The organism is Streptomyces sp. NPDC007896, from assembly GCF_042959425.1.
In the GTDB taxonomy this organism is placed as follows: Bacteria; Actinomycetota; Actinomycetes; order Streptomycetales; family Streptomycetaceae; genus Streptomyces.
The window spans coordinates 22,457-40,520 of the sequence record NZ_JBIBKX010000028.1 but is presented as its reverse complement, the minus strand read 5'-3'; the positions used below and the strand labels follow the sequence as shown (position 1 = coordinate 40,520).

General features: G+C 68.2%; 11 protein-coding genes and 1 pseudogene. 4 read left to right on the top strand and 8 right to left on the bottom strand.

Annotated features, from left to right (window positions below; translation table 11 throughout):
* Positions 1–115 precede the first annotated feature (115 nt).
* From ACFZDJ_RS50615 to ACFZDJ_RS50595, 5 genes and pseudogenes are all read right to left on the bottom strand, one after another.
* Positions 116–1,885, bottom strand: a complete 1,770-nt coding sequence (locus ACFZDJ_RS50615; protein ID WP_391069724.1) for a cellulase family glycosylhydrolase — start codon at positions 1,883–1,885, stop codon at positions 116–118.
* 131 nt (positions 1,886–2,016) lie between these two features.
* Entirely contained in the window at positions 2,017–3,498 is a 1,482-nt protein-coding gene (locus ACFZDJ_RS50610) for a family 43 glycosylhydrolase (protein ID WP_391069722.1), read from the bottom strand.
* Between the two features lie 74 nt (positions 3,499–3,572).
* On the bottom strand, positions 3,573–5,708 hold the full coding sequence (locus tag ACFZDJ_RS50605) for an alpha-galactosidase (protein ID WP_391069720.1): 2,136 nt from the start codon (positions 5,706–5,708) through the stop codon (positions 3,573–3,575).
* A 36-nt stretch (positions 5,709–5,744) separates the two neighbouring features.
* Positions 5,745–7,730: a beta-galactosidase gene (locus tag ACFZDJ_RS50600; protein WP_390939093.1), complete on the bottom strand. Its 1,986-nt coding sequence runs from the start codon at positions 7,728–7,730 to the stop codon at positions 5,745–5,747.
* Between the two features lie 460 nt (positions 7,731–8,190).
* Positions 8,191–8,904 (bottom strand): annotated as a pseudogene (locus tag ACFZDJ_RS50595) (SGNH/GDSL hydrolase family protein); the annotation flags it as partial.
* Positions 8,905–9,273: 369 nt separating this feature from the next.
* On the opposite strand from ACFZDJ_RS50595, the gene trpC reads away from it, so the two are divergent.
* From trpC to ACFZDJ_RS50580, 3 genes are all read left to right on the top strand, one after another.
* The gene (gene trpC / locus ACFZDJ_RS50590; RefSeq protein WP_391069718.1) at positions 9,274–10,059 is read left to right on the top strand and encodes an indole-3-glycerol phosphate synthase TrpC; all 786 of its coding nucleotides are present in this window, start codon (positions 9,274–9,276) and stop codon (positions 10,057–10,059) included.
* 650 nt (positions 10,060–10,709) lie between these two features.
* Positions 10,710–12,122, top strand: a complete 1,413-nt coding sequence (locus tag ACFZDJ_RS50585) for a non-reducing end alpha-L-arabinofuranosidase family hydrolase (RefSeq protein ID WP_391069716.1) — start codon at positions 10,710–10,712, stop codon at positions 12,120–12,122.
* A gap of 244 nt (positions 12,123–12,366) precedes the next feature.
* On the top strand, positions 12,367–12,741 hold the full coding sequence (locus ACFZDJ_RS50580; protein ID WP_391069714.1) for a hypothetical protein: 375 nt from the start codon (positions 12,367–12,369) through the stop codon (positions 12,739–12,741).
* Positions 12,742–12,763: 22 nt separating this feature from the next.
* Here the strand turns inward: ACFZDJ_RS50580 and ACFZDJ_RS50575 are convergent, their stop codons facing one another.
* The 3 genes from ACFZDJ_RS50575 to ACFZDJ_RS50565 all read right to left on the bottom strand — a co-directional run bounded on the left by ACFZDJ_RS50575 (position 12,764) and on the right by ACFZDJ_RS50565 (position 16,554).
* A complete protein-coding gene (locus tag ACFZDJ_RS50575; protein WP_391069712.1) occupies positions 12,764–13,795 on the bottom strand; it encodes an SGNH/GDSL hydrolase family protein in 1,032 nt (343 codons plus the stop codon).
* A gap of 275 nt (positions 13,796–14,070) precedes the next feature.
* A complete protein-coding gene (locus ACFZDJ_RS50570; RefSeq protein ID WP_391069710.1) occupies positions 14,071–14,205 on the bottom strand; it encodes a hypothetical protein in 135 nt (44 codons plus the stop codon).
* 117 nt (positions 14,206–14,322) lie between these two features.
* Positions 14,323–16,554, bottom strand: a complete 2,232-nt coding sequence (locus ACFZDJ_RS50565; RefSeq protein WP_391069708.1) for an alpha-L-fucosidase — start codon at positions 16,552–16,554, stop codon at positions 14,323–14,325.
* 423 nt (positions 16,555–16,977) lie between these two features.
* Between ACFZDJ_RS50565 and ACFZDJ_RS50560 the strand changes: the two genes are divergently transcribed.
* The gene (locus tag ACFZDJ_RS50560; protein ID WP_391069706.1) at positions 16,978–18,039 is read left to right on the top strand and encodes a substrate-binding domain-containing protein; all 1,062 of its coding nucleotides are present in this window, start codon (positions 16,978–16,980) and stop codon (positions 18,037–18,039) included.
* Positions 18,040–18,064 lie beyond the last annotated feature (25 nt).

The following is an 18,064-nucleotide window of genomic DNA, read 5'->3' as shown; positions in this document are numbered from 1 at the left end:
CAACGATTTCTCACAGGAAGTGGCCCACGCGCGAGCGGGGATATGCCGCGGCGCCGCAGAGACGTCAGAGCCCTGGTTGCCCGGGAGGTGAGCAACCAGGGCGAGGGTCGGTCGGTCAGGATTCCGTGACAGCCATACCGGTGACGGAGTCTCCGGACTTCGTGACCTTGTACTTCACCTTGGCGCCGCTGTGGAAGTGGAAGGTCAGCGTCGCCGGTTCCCCGTCACGCAGTGCCTTCAGGAATTCGGGAGTCAGGATGATCGTGCCGTTCGGGTAGTCAGGCGAGAAGGCCGCGTTGAACTCCTGGTACGGAGTCCAGCTGGTCTGGCCGGCGTTGCTGCCGTCGGCGTACGTGGCCTCCATGGTCGCCAGCAGGTCGCCCTGGTACTTCGTGGGAAGGGTGAACGAATCGGGTGTGCCCGTGGCGTTCGACAGCACCGGGGTGTCGTAGGTGACCACGTCGATCTTCCAGGGCAGGCCGCGAGAGAACCGGGCCTGGAGCGTCGCATTGACCCCGTAGTCCCGCTCACCGGTCAGCCGGGTCAGCGCCTGAGCCGTGAGAGTGAGCCGATCCTTGAAGACGGTGTAGTCCTTGCCCACGACAAGCTTGGTGTCGCCGTCCCACAGACTCTGGAACTTGGTGCCGTTCAGGTTCAGTGTGAGCGACTGGGCCGTGATCCGGCTCGACTTCGCCACGAAGACCTTGTCGAAGGAGGCGGTTCCCGAGCGGGAGGTCCAGCTCGACTTGATCCAGGCGAACAGGGCGGGGTCCTGCCACTTCAGGGTGTCCCGGTTCAGGTAGGCGAAAGTTCCGGGGTCCCACAGGGCGGTCGTGACGCCGGCATGGCGCGCCGTGTATCCGAGGTGCTCGAAGTACTTCAGCGCCTCACCCCGCTCGACGCGGTCGGGATGGTTGTGGTCGGGCCAGGCCAACAGGCCGTACTCGCCGAGGTAGACGGGGATGCCCCTGTCGACGAAGGTGTCGTGCATGCGGGCGAAGGCGTCGGTCAGGTCGTTCTGGGCGGCGGTGTCGTACCGGGTGCCGCCCGCGACGTTCACGCTGAACGGGTAGTAGCTGTAGTAGTGCACGGTGGCGACCAGGTTGCTGTCGTGCAGCGCGCTGATCGTCGTGTACAGGTCGTCCATGAGGTCCTGTGAGGGGGTGCCGCCCTGTGTGGTCAGGACGAGCAGCCGGCCCTTGTTCGCGCCGCCCGAAGAGCGGACGATCTCGTGGAACGAGGTGTTCAGCTCGTTCATGAACTCGGTCTTCTGCGCCGCCGTGGCGTTGTCGAAGCCCGGTTCGTTGATGCTCTCGAAGAGCAGGGTGCGCGGCTCGTCCCGGAACGTCGCGGAGATCTGGGTCCACAGGGCGTCGTAGCGGGCGAGCACGTTGTCGTGGTCGGTGGAGATCTTCGAGACCCACTGCCATGAGTCGTGGTGGACGTTGAGCACGACGTAGAGGTTCTCGGCCTGTGCCCAGTCGACCACCTCCTTGACACGGCTCAGGTACGCGGCGTCGACGGTGTAGGGCGCGGTGGTGGACTGGTGTGCGCTCCAGGTCACCGGGATGCGGACGCTGTGGAAGCCCTGCGACCGGATGGTCTTGAACAGTTCCCTGGTGGCCTTGGGGTTGCCCCAGGACGTCTCGTCCGGAATCGCGTCCAGGGTGTTGCCCAGGTTCCAACTGGGCTGCATCGCGGCGACGGCGTCCTTGGCACCGGCCGGCACCTTGACCGTGGCGAGTGCCTGCTGTGCCGTGCCGTCGGTCGCGGCCAGCGCGGTGCTGCCGGACAGTCCCAGGACGACGAGCAGGGCCATCAGCAGGCCGGCCAGGCGTCCGGGGCCGCGGTTGCGGTGGTGTGCGGGTCTGCGTATGTCCTTCATGTGTCATGCCTTTCGGTCGGTGGTGCGGGTGATCCGGTCCGTGGCCGGGCAGCGGTCAGGCGCCACCGTCGGCTCATGGTGAGTAGAGGGAGGCGGAGGGATGCAGAGAGATGCAGCGGGAGGGGCCTGGTTCAGCCGTCGAGGGGCTCGTAGTCGAACCAGTCGAAGTGGACGGTGCCTGCCGCGGCGTACATGCCGATGACCCGACCGGTGAAGCCGCCGGCGACCTCGGTCGACAGGTAGCGGCCGTCGAGGGTCGCGAGCTCGGTGAACGTGCCGTCGGGCTGCTCGACGCCGAGGGAGACGACGTCGGGTCCCGTGCACGGCCCGTGCGGCGACGGCGGTTCCGCGATCGTGACGGCGAGGACCACCGGCCCGGCGGGCACGGACTGTGCGGCCACGACCGTGCGCAGGGAGCCGATACGCGCGACCACCCGCACCCGCGTGCCGGACACCTCGATTTCGTAGTGGTGTCGCTCGTCGAGCCGCACGGCGAGGCCACCGCCGCCCTCCGTGGCATCGACCAGGGTGCGTGCCCGGCACGACCTGTGCTGCTGGCGCCGACCGGTGAACACCACGTCGGGCTCGTCCAGGGAGCCGCCCCGCGCGCGGAGCGTCAGCCATCCGGGGCGCTCCTTGGTGGTGCAGTGTTCGGCGGGCCGGTCCCGCAGGGAGATCCAGGACGGCCGCAGTTCGGCGAGCTCGAAGTCGTCCCGGTGCTCCTCGACAGAGCTGGGGGAGAGCGGCCACGGGAGCTCGGGCAGGTCCAGGGCGACCTCGCCGACGACCGGCCAGTCGTCCACCCAGGTCACGGGGGCCAGGAAGGTCTCCCGGCCGAGCACGTGCCAGCCCGGTGTGCCGCCGCCCGGTCGGACGCCGAGGAACACCATCCACCAGGAGCCGTCGGGGCCTTGGACCAGGTCGGCGTGCCCGGTGTTCTGGACGGGGTGGTCGGTGCCGCGGTGGGTGAGGATCGGGTTGTCCGGGCACGGCTCGAACGGGCCGGCGGGCGTACGGCCGCGGGCGATCGATACGCCGTGGCCGCGCTCGGTGCCGCCCTCGGCGATGAGCAGGTACCAGTAGTCGCCGATCCGGTACAGGTGCGGTGCTTCCGGGGCCTTGGCGCCGGGCCCGCCGGACCAGAGCTTGTGCGGTGTTCCGTGCGTCTGCCCGGTGGACGGGTCGAGACGGACCTGCGAGACCCCGGCGACCGTGCACCAGCAGGTGCCGTCCTCGTCCCAGACCAGGTCGGGATCGATGCCGGGGACACCCGGCGCCCAGATGGGGTCCGACCAGGGTCCGGTGGGGTCGGTGGCGGTGACGATCAGGTTGCCGCCGCCCTCGGTGCAGTTGGTGACGATCAACCAGAAGCGGCCGTCGTGGTGGCGCAGGGTGGGGGCGTAGATCCCGCCGGAGGACCAGGCGTCCGACAGACGCAGCTGCTCCGGCCGGTCCAGGGCGTTGCCGATCTGCGTCCAGTGCACCAGGTCACGGCTGTGGAAGAGGGGCACCCCAGGGAAGTACTCGAAGCTGGAGCAAGCCAGGTAGTAGTCGTCGCCGACGCGGCAGATGCTGGGGTCGGGGTGGAAGCCGGGGATCACGGGGTTGGTCAAGCGTCCATCCGGCTGGTGCAGAGGGGGCACCCGATAGGTCCTCTCGTGGATTCGTGATGCGGGCGTGGGGTGGTTCAGGGAGCGCCGGGGTCCGTGGCGGTGATGCGGAGCAGGACGGCGGACGGCGCGGTGGGCAGGGTCAGGCTCAGCTCGGCCGTGCCGGGCGTCCAGGCGGAAACGGCCCGACTGACCGAGGGATAGAGCAGATCGACACGTGCGGCGGTGTCCCGCAGGTGGGGCAGGCGCAGCGTCGCCGTGATGTCGGTTCCGGGTCGGCGCCAGACAGTGAGGTAGGTGGTGGCCGGCGTGCGCAGGGCCAGGGCGATCCAGGGGTCGTCCCAGCCAGGAAGGCCCAGGGGCCAGGACGGCACGGCCCCCGGCAGGTCGCCGCGGATGGCCTTGTACGCGGCTACCGCCTCGTGGACCAGGGCGCGGGCCTCCGGCTCGAGTTCGGGGATGCGGCCGGAGAGATGGATCCGGCCGAGGAGCGCGTTGGCCATCGTGAAGGCCACCTCGTCGAGGGAGTCCTCCGGTTGGGGGTACGCCCAGACGGCACCCTGTTCGGGGGTGACGGCGGTGGGCGCGGAAGCCGCGATGGGCGCGTAGAGGTGGAGGTTCTGCTGATCGCTCGTGGACTGCAGCTGCATCCGGGACAGCAGGGCGTCGTCCCAGCGCATGCCGCCGGAGGAGCAGTTCTCCAGCACCAGGTGCGGGTAGCGGTCCAGGACGCCGTCGAGCCAGTCGAGGTGGGCGCGGTTGTGGCCGAGCAGTCCGGCGCCCGGGGTCTCGCCGGGGTGGGCGCTGGTGCCGGAGCCGGGGTCGATGTTGTGGTCGAGCTTGAGGTAGCCGACGCCCCACTCGCCGACCAGGCGGTCCACGACCTCGTCCAGGTGGGCACGGGCGGCCGGGTGGCGCAGGTCCAGGTGGTGCCGGCCGGCCTCCGTGACGCGGATGCCGTCGCGGCGGAAGAACGCCTCGTCGGGCAGGGACTTGGCCATGGGGCTGCGTACGCCGATCACCTCCGGCTCCAGCCACAGGCCGGGCACCATGCCACGCTCCCGGATACGGTCCAGGACCTCGTGGATCCCGCGGGTGCCGGGGAACCGGGAGGCGGCGGGCTCCCAGGCGCCGACGCTGTCCCACCAGCCTCCGTCGTCGCCGTCGTACCAGCCGGCGTCGATCACGAAGTACTCCGCGCCCGCGTCGGCCGCCGCGTCGATGTGCGGCAGCAGCTTCTCGGTCGTGGGGTCGCCCATCAGGCAGTTCATGTAGTCGTTGAAGATGACGGGCAGGCGCTGGTGGTCGGCATGCGGGCGGCGCTGGGCGCGGCGGTAGCGGGTCAGCGCGGCGAACGCGGCGTCGGGGCCGCCGTCGGCGCTGAAGGACAGGGCGGCGGGTACGGTGCGGAAGACGGCGCCGGGTTCAAGGGCGTGCCGCCAGCTGTGGTGGGTGTCGGTGGGTCCGAACAGCGCCGCGTAGGCCGCCTTGTCCCGCTCGCCGCACTCCCAGCGCCAGCCCCCGCCGTTGTGTTCGATCTGCCACACCCAGGTGCGGCCGGTACGCCGGTCCGTCAGGCCGCCCATGGGGAGGCGTCCGCAACTGGACCAGGTGCCCTGTCCGTTCAGGGGGAAGCCGGCTCTGCGGTTCGCGTAGCTCACGCGTCCGCTGTGGGCCGGTGTGGTCAGGCGCATCGGCTGTCGCTGCCAGCGGCATTCGGCGAGCCAGTCGTTCTCCGCCCACAGCAGGTCCGCGGCGTCGATGGCCGCCGGGTCCTGCGGAGTGAGGCAGCCCGCCGCGAGCGAGCTGACCGACTCCAGGTGCAGCGTCATCTGTCCTTCGTTGCGCAGGGTCACCTCGCTGCGGAGCACGGGGATACCGTCCGGTGAGCGGTAGGTCACCTCCGCGACCAGCCCGGTCTCCGGATCGTGGAGGTGCACGGTCAGCGTGTGCCAGTCGCCGTCGCGGCTCGCGCGGTGGGTCCGGTGGCGCAGACGCCCGCCGAGATCGGTGCCCACGAGGCGGTCTCCCGACCAGCCACGGCCGTGACCCGCGGCCGTCACCTCCACCAGGGGCAGGGACGCACCGGTGACGTTCTGCGCTTCGCCGGGCAGTCCGAGGTTCGTGAGGCGCGGGCTGCCGTCGTCATCGAGGACGATCTCGAGGTGAAGGGCCTCGTGCCCCCAGTGGAAAGGCCCTTGTTCCTTGGTCATGTCGGCTGTTCCTTGGTCATGTCGGCCCTTTCGAGGTCAGTGCCCGCGCAGTACCGCGCAACCGCCGGGCGGCAGTTCGGACACCGTGCCGTCTGTGAGCAGGTCGTGGGCTGGCTCGGGCAAGGACACGGGTGCAGCGCTGTGATTGATCAGGAAGCGCCAGCGGCGGCCGTCCGGGGCGTGCCGGGTGACGGCCTCGACCTGCGGGGGCAGGCCCGGCAGCTCGGGGCCCACTCCGGCCTCGTCGAGCAGCCGGGCGACCAGGGCGCCGTAGTCGGCGTCGTCGAGGTGGGTCGAGAGGTACCAGCCCTGCCCGGTGCCGAAGCGGTGACGGGTCAGCGCCGGGCTGCCGGTGAGCATCCCGTGGGTGTAGGTGGCGAGCGTCTCGGCGCCCTCGGTGCGCAGGGACTCGCTCCAGGCAGTGCCCTGTGTGCCGTCCGACAGGGTGATCCGCTCGCTGCGCCGCAGTGGCCGGTACTCCTCGACGCGGATGCCCAGTGCCTCGCGCAGGGGAGCGGCCGGGTAGCCGCCGAGGTGGGCGTGGAGGCGCTCGTCGACGTAGCCGCTCGCGTGCTGGACAAGGAGCGTTCCGCCGTCGGCGACGTATCGGCGCAGCTTCTCGGCCACCGCGTCGGAGAGGAGGAACAGGGCCGGCGCGACGACGAGCGGGTAGTGGTTCAACTCGTGTTCGGGGTGGGCGAAGTCGACCGTGACGCCGGCGTCCCACAGCGCGCGGTGCGTCCGGCCGAGTGCCGTGTGGTAGTCGAGTTCTGTGGAGGGCAGGCCGTCCACGCCGAGTGCCCACCAGGCGTCCGGGTCGTGCAGTACGGCCACCTGCGCGGAGACCGTCGAGCCCGCCAACTCGGCGAGCCGGGCGACGGCCTCCCCGGTCTGCGTGACCTCGCGGAAGATCCGGCTGTCGGGCCCGGCGTGCGGCACCATCGCCGAGTGCCAGGTCTCGGCGCCGGCCCGGGACTGGCGCCACTGGAAGAAGAGGGCGCCCTCCGAGCCGCGGGCGATGTGGCCAAGGGAGTGGCGCAGGATGTCACCGGGGTCCTTGGCGAGGACCCGGTCGCCGTCGTAGACGGTGTTGGTGCCCTGCTCCATCAGCAGCCAGGGACGGCCGCCGCCCAGCGATCGGGCGCGATCCGCGTGAAAGGCGAGGTCGGCGGCGGCGCCCAGACCGGGCGAGGTGGGGTACTGGTCGGAGGTGACCACGTCGAGTTCCCGGGCGAGGCCCCACAAATCGAGGTTCTGGTACGAGGGCAGCATCAGGTTGGTCGTCACCGGCCGGTCGCTGTGCGCGCGGATCGCGTCGCGCTGCTCGCGGTAGGCAGCGATGACCTCGTCGGCCCAGAAGCGGTGGAAGTCCAGATGCTGGCCGGGGTTCTTGTGCCAGTTCGTCGCACGCGGCGGCAGTACCTGTTCCCAGGAGGTGTAGCGCTGGCTCCAGAAGGCCGTTCCCCAGGCCTCGTTGAGGGCGTCGAGCGAGCCGTGGCGGGCGCGCAGCCACACCCGGAAGGCGGCAGCCGTGTGGTCGCAGTAGCAGAGGGTGGCGTACTCGTTGTGCACGTGCCACAGCGCGAGGGCGGGATGGTCTCCGTAGCGTTCGGCGAGCGCCCCGGCGATCCGACGGGCCGCGCTCCGGTAGGCGGGTGCGGTGAGGCAGTACGTGTCCCGGCTGCCGTGGACGAGTCGGGTGTCGTCGGGCCCGACCATCAATGCGTCCGGGTGAGCCAGGGTGAACCAGGGCGGCGGGGAGGCGGTGGGGGTGGCCAGGTCGACGGCCACGCCGTTCGCGTGCAGGCGTTCGATGTGGGCGTCGAGCCAGGCGAAGTCGTAGCGTCCCTCCTCCGGTTCGAGCAGGGCCCACGAGAAGACGCCCACCGTGGCCAGGTTGACCCTGGCCGTGCGCATCAGCTCGTCGTCCTCCTTCCAGACCGGCTCGTCCCACTGCTCGGGGTTGTAGTCCCCGCCGAAGGCCAGGCCGCCCAGGCGGTCGGTGATGCTGCGAGTCGTCATGACGGTTCCTCGGGTACGGAGAGTCGAGTCGTGCTCTGTCGGGCCGTAAGGGCCGGTGACAGCAGTACTTGTTCGTTCTCGGGCCGCTCGCCTCGCGGGACGGGTGCGGGGGATGGCCATGAGGGCGGGGCGGCATTGTCGAAGCGCTTCACTTCCAGGCGCAAGTTAACGGACATGTTTCGTGCGAAACAAGAGCCTCTACCGCCAGACACTTTCTTCTGCCGGTCCATTGGCAGCCCATCAGGGAGGATGCCACTGTCGAAGCGCTTCGACAACCCTGCTTCAGAGTCGGCTTCGTACTCGGTTCCGAGGGGTGCGCGCTGGGGCTCGGCGTCCCTTCCGCCACTGACCGGCATTCCTTCCGTGCCCCCGGATCGCTGGGGCGCGGAGCGTCGCGGCCTGCTCGAACGGTTCAGGTACGACGAGCGGTTCGCGATGCCGCATCCGTACGGTCCGGCCGGGCGGTGTTCCTCAGCCACCCGGCGCTGTCCGCGGACTGGATGCCGCGGTGGAAGGCGTCCGCTATCTTCTCGTAGCCCGTGTCGTTGGGATGCAGGGTGTCGGTCAGGTCGGCGGTGGTCAGGCCGCTCATGTCCACGTATGCGACGTGCTTGCCCGCGGCCTGTGCCTCGCTCACGATGTGGGGGACGGCCTGGTTGTACGAGGCACGGTACTGCTCCACCGTGCCGCTGGTGGATACGACCAGGGAAGCCACGAGGACGGTTGCGTCGGGGACGGCGGCGGTGATCTGGTCGACCAGCGACTTCAGCCGGGCGGTGGCGGTGGCGGGCTGGTAGTTCCCGTTGAGGTCGTTGGTGCCGATCTCCAGCGTCACGACGTTGGGCCGGTAGCGGGTCAGCGAGGCGTCGGCGAGCGCGGCGATCTGGTCAATGCGGTATCCGCAGTGGCCTTCGTTGTCGGGGTCGGACATCGAACCGCCCCGCAACGTGCCGACGAAGTCCAGCGGATGGCCGTCCGCCGCAAGCTTGTCCCACAACGGACCCCGATAGCCGTTGCCCGTACTGCTTCCCTCACCCCAGGTGATCGAGTCGCCCAACGGCATGACCCGCAAAGGCGTGTTGGAGGCGGCGGAGGCAGGGGTCACACCTGCCTCCGTCACCCCGAGCGCGCCAGTGGCAAGAGTGAGGGGCGATGAAGTCCAGGACTTTCTCATTCAGGCGTCCTCTCATGACGAGTGAGTGCCGAATCAACGGGGCTGAAACGGGGCTGAATCGCCATACGAGTCAGCAACTCGGCCGTCGTACCGTCCCGTTGGCGTCGACGGCCGACTCGTACAGATATCACGCACATCCCTGGCTGGACATCCCATGGATGCCAGAATTTAGGGATCGGCGGCACAGGGTGAACTCTGCGGCGTTTCGTCCCGTCGCCGCTGCTCCGACGGCCTGTTCGCCGCTCCCTCCCTCTTCGGCAGTGACCCAGTAACATCCCATGTATGGTTGCTGGTGCACGAGAAGTTCCATTCCCGCGCTCCGAGGCAGGTCGATACGCTCGCCGTGATCGATTCGACAGGGAGAGGGCAATGACCGTTCTCGAGGGGATCCTCGCGGGGGTTCGCGAAGACGTGGAACAACGCAAGCGTGCGACGCCGTGGGCGGAGCTGCGCTCCCGGGCAGCGGACGCGGTACCCGCGCTTGACCCCCTGCCCGCGTTCCGTGCGCCCGGGGTGTCGATCATCGCCGAGGTGAAGCGGAAGAGTCCCAGCAAGGGTGCGCTGGCGGACATCCCCGATCCCGCGTCCCTCGCGGCCCAGTACGCGGCCGGCGGCGCCGCTGCGATCAGCGTGCTCACCGAGAGCAGGCGTTTCGGCGGCTCCCTCGCCGATCTGGACGCCGTGCGTGCCCGGGTCGACGTGCCCGTCCTGCGCAAGGATTTCATCGTCGACCCCTATCAGCTGTGGGAGGCTCGCGCGCACGGCGCCGATCTTGCGCTTCTCATGGTCGTGTCGCTCGACGATGCCCAACTCGCCGACCTGATGGGGCTGTGCAAGGAGTTGGGTCTCACGCCGCTCGTGGAGGCGCACACGGCCGACGAAGTCCGGCGCGCTGCCGCCGCAGGAGCCGAGCTTCTCGGCATCAACGCGCGGGACCTGACAACGCTGGACGTGGATCGCACCGTGTTCGCGGACCTCGTGACGGGCATTCCCGAAGGCACGGTCAGGGTCGCGGAATCAGGAGTGACGGGCCCGAAGGACGTTGCGGAGTACCGCGGTTGGGGAGCCGACGTAGTGCTGGTCGGCGAGGCACTCGTCCGCTCGGGGGACCCGCGCGGCGCCGTGCGCGAGTTCATCGGGGCCGCCGAGGCGTGATGGCGTTTGGCTCGGTCAGCGGCGCGCCTGGAAGGTGGCCGAGCCTCTCACCGTCAAACCGGCTGAAAACGGCCCCGGCCTCCACCGCGGCGGGGGCACGGCCCCATGCAAGTGGCCGCTGTTCGTGAGCAACTGGGCGTGGGCGAGGGCCCGTTCCGCGCCGCAGCGGGCGGCGGGGTTGCCTCGCCGACGCCGAACCTTCTCGTTCCATCGATCGGCTTCGCCTGCGGCGTTTCATTCATAGTGCCCTGCGAATGTTTCGGCATTGCTCGCGCATCATGCGAGAGGTATTGACGCCGTTCATCGGTTCCCTATGATCCAGGTTGCTCGGCACTTCGATCCTCGTTCGGTATGACGAACGCACCAGAGTCGCTCCCCTCGCACAGCAGGGCACCTCCGGGTCACGCCCACCGCAACGGCCGAGTCGCAAGGGGCATGTCGCACGATGCATATGTCATGGCCTCATCAATGCGTGCCGGCCACTCGGTGCCCGTCCTCGACTTCGGCGCCGAGTGTGACCTGAACGGCGGGAAGCCGTAAGGGATCGGCCCGGTGCCCACGGACCGCTGCGAACCGCACCACATCGACAGTCCGGACAGCCTCTAAACGAGGCCGACCGGAACCCCTTCCTCAAGGATGACGAGGTCCCCATGCGCAGACGAAGTTTCAGCCGCAGGCATCTGTCTGTGGTGCTCGCCGCCGCGGTTACGGTCCTGGTCGCGTTGGCGGCGATGCTCGTCGTCAACCCGGCTCAGGCGGCCACCAGCGGCGCCGTGCGCGGTGTTGGTTCCGGCCGGTGTCTCGATGTGCCGAACGCCAGCCAGACCGACGGCACGTACCTGCAGATCTGGGACTGCTCGGGCGGGACCAACCAGCAGTGGACGTCGACGGACAGCAACCAGCTCACCGTGTACGGCAACAAGTGCCTGGATGTTCCGGGCCACGCCACCGCGGCCGGTACCCGGGTGCAGATCTGGACCTGTACCGGCGGTGCGAACCAGCAGTGGCGGGTGAACTCCGACGGCACGATCGTCGGCGTGGAGTCCGGGCTGTGCCTGGATGTTACGGGCGCCAATACGGCCAGCGGCTCGGCGGTGGAGATCTGGACCTGCAACGGCGGCAGCAACCAGAAGTGGACCGGCCTGTCCGGGGCGCCGGGCGGCTCGTGTGCTCTTCCGTCGACATACCGGTGGTCGTCGACGGGTGTGCTGGCGCAGCCCGCGAACGGGTGGGTCTCGCTGAAGGACTTCTCCAACGTGGTGTACAACGGCAAGCATCTGGTCTACGCGTCGAACGTGTCGGGATCGGGGTACGGCTCGATGGCGTTCAGTCCCTTCACGAACTGGTCGGACATGGCGCCGGCCGGCCAGACCGGGATGAACCAGTCCACGGTGGCGCCCACGCTGTTCTACTTCGCACCCAAGAACATCTGGGTGCTGGCGTCCCAGTGGGGTGCGTGGCCCTTCTTCTACCGCACGTCGAGCGACCCCACCAACCCCAACGGCTGGTCCGCGCCGCAGGCGCTGTTCACCGGCAGCCTCCCCAACTCCGCCCCGATCGACCAGACCCTGATCGCCGACGACCAGAACATGTACCTGTTCTTCGCCGGTGACGACGGCAAGATCTACCGTGCGAGCATGCCGATCGGGAACTTCCCGGGCAACTTCGGTTCCTCGTACACGACGATCATGAGCGACTCGACGAACAACCTGTTCGAGGCGCCGCAGGTCTACAAGGTCAAGGACCAGAACCAGTACCTCATGATCGTTGAGGCGATAGGTGCGAATGGGCGCTACTTCCGCTCGTTCACGGCCTCCAGCCTGGGCGGTTCGTGGACCCCGCAGGCCGCCAGCGAAAGCAACCCCTTCGCGGGCAAGGCCAACAGCGGTGCCAACTGGACCAACGACATCAGCCACGGTGACCTGGTCCGCAACAACCCCGACCAGACCATGACCATCGACCCCTGCAACCTGCAGTTCCTCTACCAGGGCAAGTCCCCCACCGCGGGCGGCCCCTACGACCAACTGCCCTGGCGGCCGGGTGTCCTCACCCTGCAGCGCTGACCTGCTCACCGTCTCAAGGAACCCCAGCCGCTGGTCGGCTCGGGTTCCTTCGCTGTTACGGCGAGGCCCGTCGGCGAATGTCGCCGAGTCGCTTTGAACAGGATCGAATTCATGGACGAGGCGGCGTAACCGTCGCAGGGTTGGCGCGAAGACCGCAGGTCACGACCCGTCATCGATCAGGTCGTCGACCTCGGCTCGCAGGGGTGGGCCGACGGGGGTCGGCCGCGGACTGAGGGAGACCATTATGCGCAGGATCACGCGGGGCGCCGCCGCGCTCGCCATCGCCGCGGCTGCTCTGACGGCGGTCGGTACCCGCTCGGCACACGCGAATGCCAGGCCCGTGTACGGCTGTCCGGGCGGGGCGGTGTGTATCTACCCCGAGGGTGCGGACATCCATACGAGCACGCCGACGGACATCTTCTACAGCTACGGTGCCCACAATCTGAGCGACCAGTTCGGCGACCACTATGTGCTCAACAACCAGTACGGCAGCGGCAACGCCACTGCCCAATTGTGCAACGGCTACAACGGCGTCGACTGCGTGACCGCCATCGAGCTCAACGAGTTCGGCGTCTTCAACCTGACGCCGATCAACTCGGTCGTACTGAACCGGCCGTAGCCGCCCGCAGCCGCCCGTGCCGTCACCAGCCTGTCGGCAGACCGGCGATGAACGAGGTGAGCCGGTCGGCGATGAGGCGGTCGTCGTGGGCCGAGTAGTGCCAGTCGCAGCCGAGGAAGTCCAGGCCCGAGTCGTCGAGGGACCAGTAGCGGACCCGGCTGTCGCCGGCGTCGTTGCGCGCCTTGACGACCTGCTGGACATGGTCGGCGTACCGGCCGGCGCCTACCGCCACGATGGTCGTGTCGGCCCCGTAGCGCGTGCGCAGCTTCTGGATGAAGTCGCCGTAGGCGCTGCGGTAGGCGGCCGCGAGGCTGTCCGGCGTCCACGGCTCACCGGGGTTGATGGCGGTCGAGAAGTCGTTGGTGCCGAGGTTGACCACCACGACCTGGGGGCGCCAGGTACCGGGGTTCTGCCAGACGTCGCCGGACACGTTCAGCAGGGCACGGTCGTAGAAGGTCCGGTACGTGACGTCCGGCGAGCCTCCGTTGTAGTTGCGCACCATGCCAAGGCCCGAGTAGCCGTTGATCTGGTAGTCGGCGTTCAGTTGCCGGGCGGTGAGGGCGCCGTAGCTCACATCGGAGTTGGTGTTCCGTTTGACCTGGTCCCAGGTGCAGGTGCGTGAGGTCGAGAGGTTGCCGTAGCCCACCGTGAGGGAGTCGCCGATGAACTCGATCTGGCGGTTGCGGGCGGCCGGTTTGCTCAGCACGGCGCCGCCCGGCGCGGCGACGAAACCTCCGAAGGTGCTGGTGTCCCCTGGGGTGTCGTTGCGCTTGACGAGCCGTACGGTGTGCGTGCTGTTCGACAGGCCGTTGACCCAGTGCGTGGTGTTGCCAGGCGTGACGAGCGTGGCGACGGTGGCTCCGTCGATCTGGACGTCGTAGTCGGCGGCCGAGTCGTTGAGCACGATGCCCACGCCGGTGCCGCTGACGCGGCCCTCGAAGTACACACCAGGCCAGCTGTACTGCACGGTGTTGCCGGCGTCCTTGACCCGCCCCGCGGTGTGCACCTGTGCCGGCACTCCTGTCGCGCGGACGAGTTGCGACCCGAATGTCATATGCATGTCATCTCTCTGCATTTGTGTCCCTTTCACTGAGTGTGGCCGCCCGTCCCCCGGGACACGCGCCCAGTCGCGTGGAGGCACGCCTTGGCATCCCGGACGCAACGGGATCGCTCCGCCGCCGTACACGGGAACAGTGCTGCGCCTGCTGATTCCCCGAGTCTTCGGAGCTGACGTCGGGGGTGTCGAGGCGGCAGCGACACGATCACCTCTCCTCACCTGATACGGCCCCGGATCCGGCCCGACACCGCCTACTGAAGCCTTGCCACCGACTACGAGACGTCCAGGGCGTCCGGCGTATGCGTCCACGGCCGCGCGGCGAACCGCGCCTCCGCCCCGGTACGGATCGCACCGACGAGTGCGACGGCAGCGGCTGCGGCGGCACGATCCGTATCACGGTCATCCATGGAGAAAGGCTGCCCCTCTGCGGAATCGCGCTGAAGCCGAACGTCGCGCAACTGAGGCAGGTCCGGTTCGCACGGCACGGATTGCGCCGCCACGTCCGCGGCAGCGCGCTGCGCCGGCTACAGCGCGGTGAAGGTCCACTGCAGGTTGGTGCTGCTGCCGTAGGTCCACTGCTTGGTGATGGAACCCGAGTCGACGTTGCCGCCGCCGTCGAGGGCCAGGCCGGTGGTGCGGTTGGCGATCGAATAGTGGTCGCCACCGCGGTGAGTGATGGTCCACTGCTGGTTGGTGCCACCGTTCCAGGCGGCCTGCCTGGCGGCGGAGCCATCGGTGGTGGCGCCCCAGCCGTCGGCGACCATGCCGTTTGTGCGGTTGACCAGCTTGTAGTAGCCGCCTCCGACCTCCACCGCCTGCCACTGCAGGTTGGAACTGCCGTTCCAGGTCCACTGCTTGAGGTCGGACCCGGAAGCGACGTTGCCGCCGCTGTCCAGGGCCAGGCCGTCGGTGACGTTGGTGATCCGGAAGTACGTGGCCGGGTTGAACTGGACCTTCAGCGAGGTGATCTGGTCGTTGTTGCCGGTGACCCGCAGGTCGGGGTTCTCAGCCGTGAACGTCCAGGAAGTGCCGGTGAAGTTGTCTCCGGAGTAGCCGATCACCTGGTAGCCGGGGGCCGGCCGGAGGGAGGAGAGGGTGCCCGCGCCCAGTCCGGCCGAGGCCAGGCTGTGCGCGGTGTAGTCGCCGACGGTGAACACGGCGGCGTCGCCGGTGTAGTTGACGTTCTTGAAGGCGACAGCGCCGGCGAGCGGCCGGAGCCCCGGGATCGTGCCGGAGAAGGCGAGCTTCAGGACGTAGGCGCCCGCGCTGTACGGCGCCGAGGACGGCAGGGTGACGGTGAGGCCGGAGGAGTTCTGGGCTGGCGTGGACAGGTCGATGTAGGTGCCGGCAGTGTTCCCGAGGAGCTTCACCGAGGTCAGTGAGGAGAGGTTGATCCGGTCCGAGCTGAGGGTCTTGATCGTCAGGGAGCTGCCGGGCCAGCCCAGGACGGTGGCGTACAGGACGTTGTCGGCCTTGTTGCGGGTGAAGCGGATGTCCTGCGCAGTGCCGGCGTGCGGAGTGGTGAACGCACCGCCGCCCATCTTCGTCGGGCCCTCGCCGTACGTCGTCCAGGCGCGGGTGGAGTACACCGACTCGCCGAAGCGCTTCAGATAATCCCCGATACCGAGCAGGATGTCCTTCTGCGCCTGGGGGATGGTGCCGTCGGCCATCGGAGCGATGTTGAGCAGCACGTTGCCGTTCTTGCTGACCCGGTCGAGGAACGAGTGCAGCATCTGCGGGATGCTGTAGTAGCCGATGCCCTGGGTGTAGCACCAGCTGGAGCTGGAGACGCTGTCGTCGGTCAGCCAGTACGGGGTGGTGATGTCGGCCGGGCCGCCGCGCTCGTAGTCGAAGACCTCGCCCTTGCCGTTCATGCCGTCCTTGTAGGTGGCGACGACCTCACGGCCCCAGCTGTTTGCCTGGTTGTAGTAGTACGCCAGGAAGTTCAGCCGCTGCGTCTCGTCGACGGCGTCCAGCTTGAAGTCCTGCCACAGGATGTCGGGCTGGGCGCGGTCGATGACCTCCTTGAGCTTGTCGTACCAGAGCTGGTTCTCCGCGGTCGAGCCCAGTTGCCCGTAGAGCTTCTTGAGACTGGGGTCCGCCTGGGCGGGGACGTACTCGTAGAAGCCGTTGAAGTGGTACGCGTGGTGCATGGCCACCAGCAGCTTGAGGCCCTTGGCGCGGATGGCCGTGGAGAAGAGCCGCAGCAGGTCCAGACCGGGGCCCTTGTCCACCGAGTTCCACTCGTTGACCTGGCTGTCCCACATGGAGAACCCGTCATGGTGCTCGGCGACCGGGCCGGCGAACCGGGCGCCGGCGTCGACGAACAGCTGCACCCACTCGTCGGGGTCGAACTTCCCGCCGGCCGACTTCAGCTTCGGCGCGAACTTCACGGTGTTGCCCGCCAGGTCCTGCGCTCCGTTGATGAAGTTGTGGTACGGCCATGCCGATGGCTGGCCGTAGGTCGCGATGTGATGCTTGTTGGCGTTGCTCCCGCTCTGGTACATGCTGCGCGGGTACCACTCGTTGTCGTAGGCGGGGACGCTGAAGGCGCCCCAGTGGAAGTAGATCCCGAACTTCGCGTCCTGGAACCAGTCCGGAGCCGGCGGGTGCTGGTCGACCGAGTTCCAGTCGGGCGTGTACGTACTGGGCGCCGCCTTGGCGACACCGGCACTGAACACACCTCCGGCAACGGCCGCCGTGGCCACGCAGGTTGCGGAGGCCAGGAACTGGCGTCTGTTGATCGAGCTCGACATGGACACATCCCTGATGCGGAAGGGGGCAGGGGGAATACAGGGCCACGCATGAAGGTCGGCCATGTCGCCATGGGATGTCAACCAGCGTGCAGGGATGAAAGTGGCCAATGCTTCGGGCGAGATGACGGATTTGTCCTGATCGGGCGTGTATTGCGGTCACGTAAACATGGCATGTCTTGCAGTGCTTCATGGTCGGCCGCGAGTCATCTAAGGGCCGCGATTGATGGGATGGATACTCTCCCTATGATGCCCCTCCCGTACCCGCGGGTGCCTACTGGCTGGGATTTCATCGTGACTTGCGCAGAGGGCTGGACGGGCGGCCGAAAGTCGCTCTATAAACATCCCATCTCTACTGCGCGGCGATACATGGATGTCGTCGAAGCGAAACCTCTCCCACTACGGGACCGGCGCGAGGAAGCACCGATGAGACTGAGAACCGCCCTCTGTTCCGCCGTCTCCACCCTGTCCGCACTCGCGCTGCTCAGTGCGTGCAGCAGCGGCTCCACGTCGGCGTCGGCGGGTGACGCGCCGCTCGTGGGCGTCGACTATCCGCGCTCCGACACCGACTTCTGGAACTCGTACATCAAGTACACGCCGGAGTACGGCAAGAAGCTCGGCCTCTCGCTCAAGACCACCAACTCGCAGAACGACGTCGCCAAACTCACCGCCAACGCACAGACGTTCATCAGCCAGGGCGTCAAGGGCATCGCGATGGCCCCGCAGGACACCGCCGCCATCGCGCCGACCCTGGCGCAGCTGGAGTCGAAGAAGATCCCGGTCGTCACCGTGGACACCCGTCCCGACACCGGCAACGTCTACATGGTCGTCCGCGCCGACAACCGGGCGTACGGCGAGAAGGCGTGTCAGTACCTCGGCACCAAGCTCGACGGCAAGGGCAAGGTCGTCATGCTGGAGGGCGGTCTCGACTCCATCAACGGCCGTGACCGCACTGAGGCGTTCAACGACTGCATGAAGAGGAACTACCCCGGCATCAAGGTGTTCGGCGAGGCCACCAACTGGGACGGGGCCGTCGCCGCACAGAAGCTGCAGACCGACCTGACCGCCCACCCGGACATCAAGGGTGTCTACATGGAGGCCAGCTTCGCCCTGTCCGGCACGCTCCAAGTCCTCAAGCAAAAGGGCCTGTTGGTCGACCCGAAGGACAAGAAGCACGTCTTCGTCGTGTCCAACGACGGCATCCCCGAGGAGCTCAAGTCCATCGCCGCCGGGAAGATCGACGCCACGGTCTCGCAGCCCGCCGACCTCTACGCCAAGTACGCCCTGCTCTACCTCAAGGCCGCGATCGACGGAAAGACGTTCAAGCCCGGCAAGACCGACCATGACAGCACCATCATCAAGGTCCGCGACGGCGTGCTGGAGGACCAGCTCTCCGCCCCGCTCGTCACCTCCGACGGCGGCACCTATGGCGGCGTGCCCAGCGTCAAGAGCGACGACAAGTCGCTGTGGGGCAACAACCTCGGCTGATCCCTCCTCCGGCACGCAACGGCTC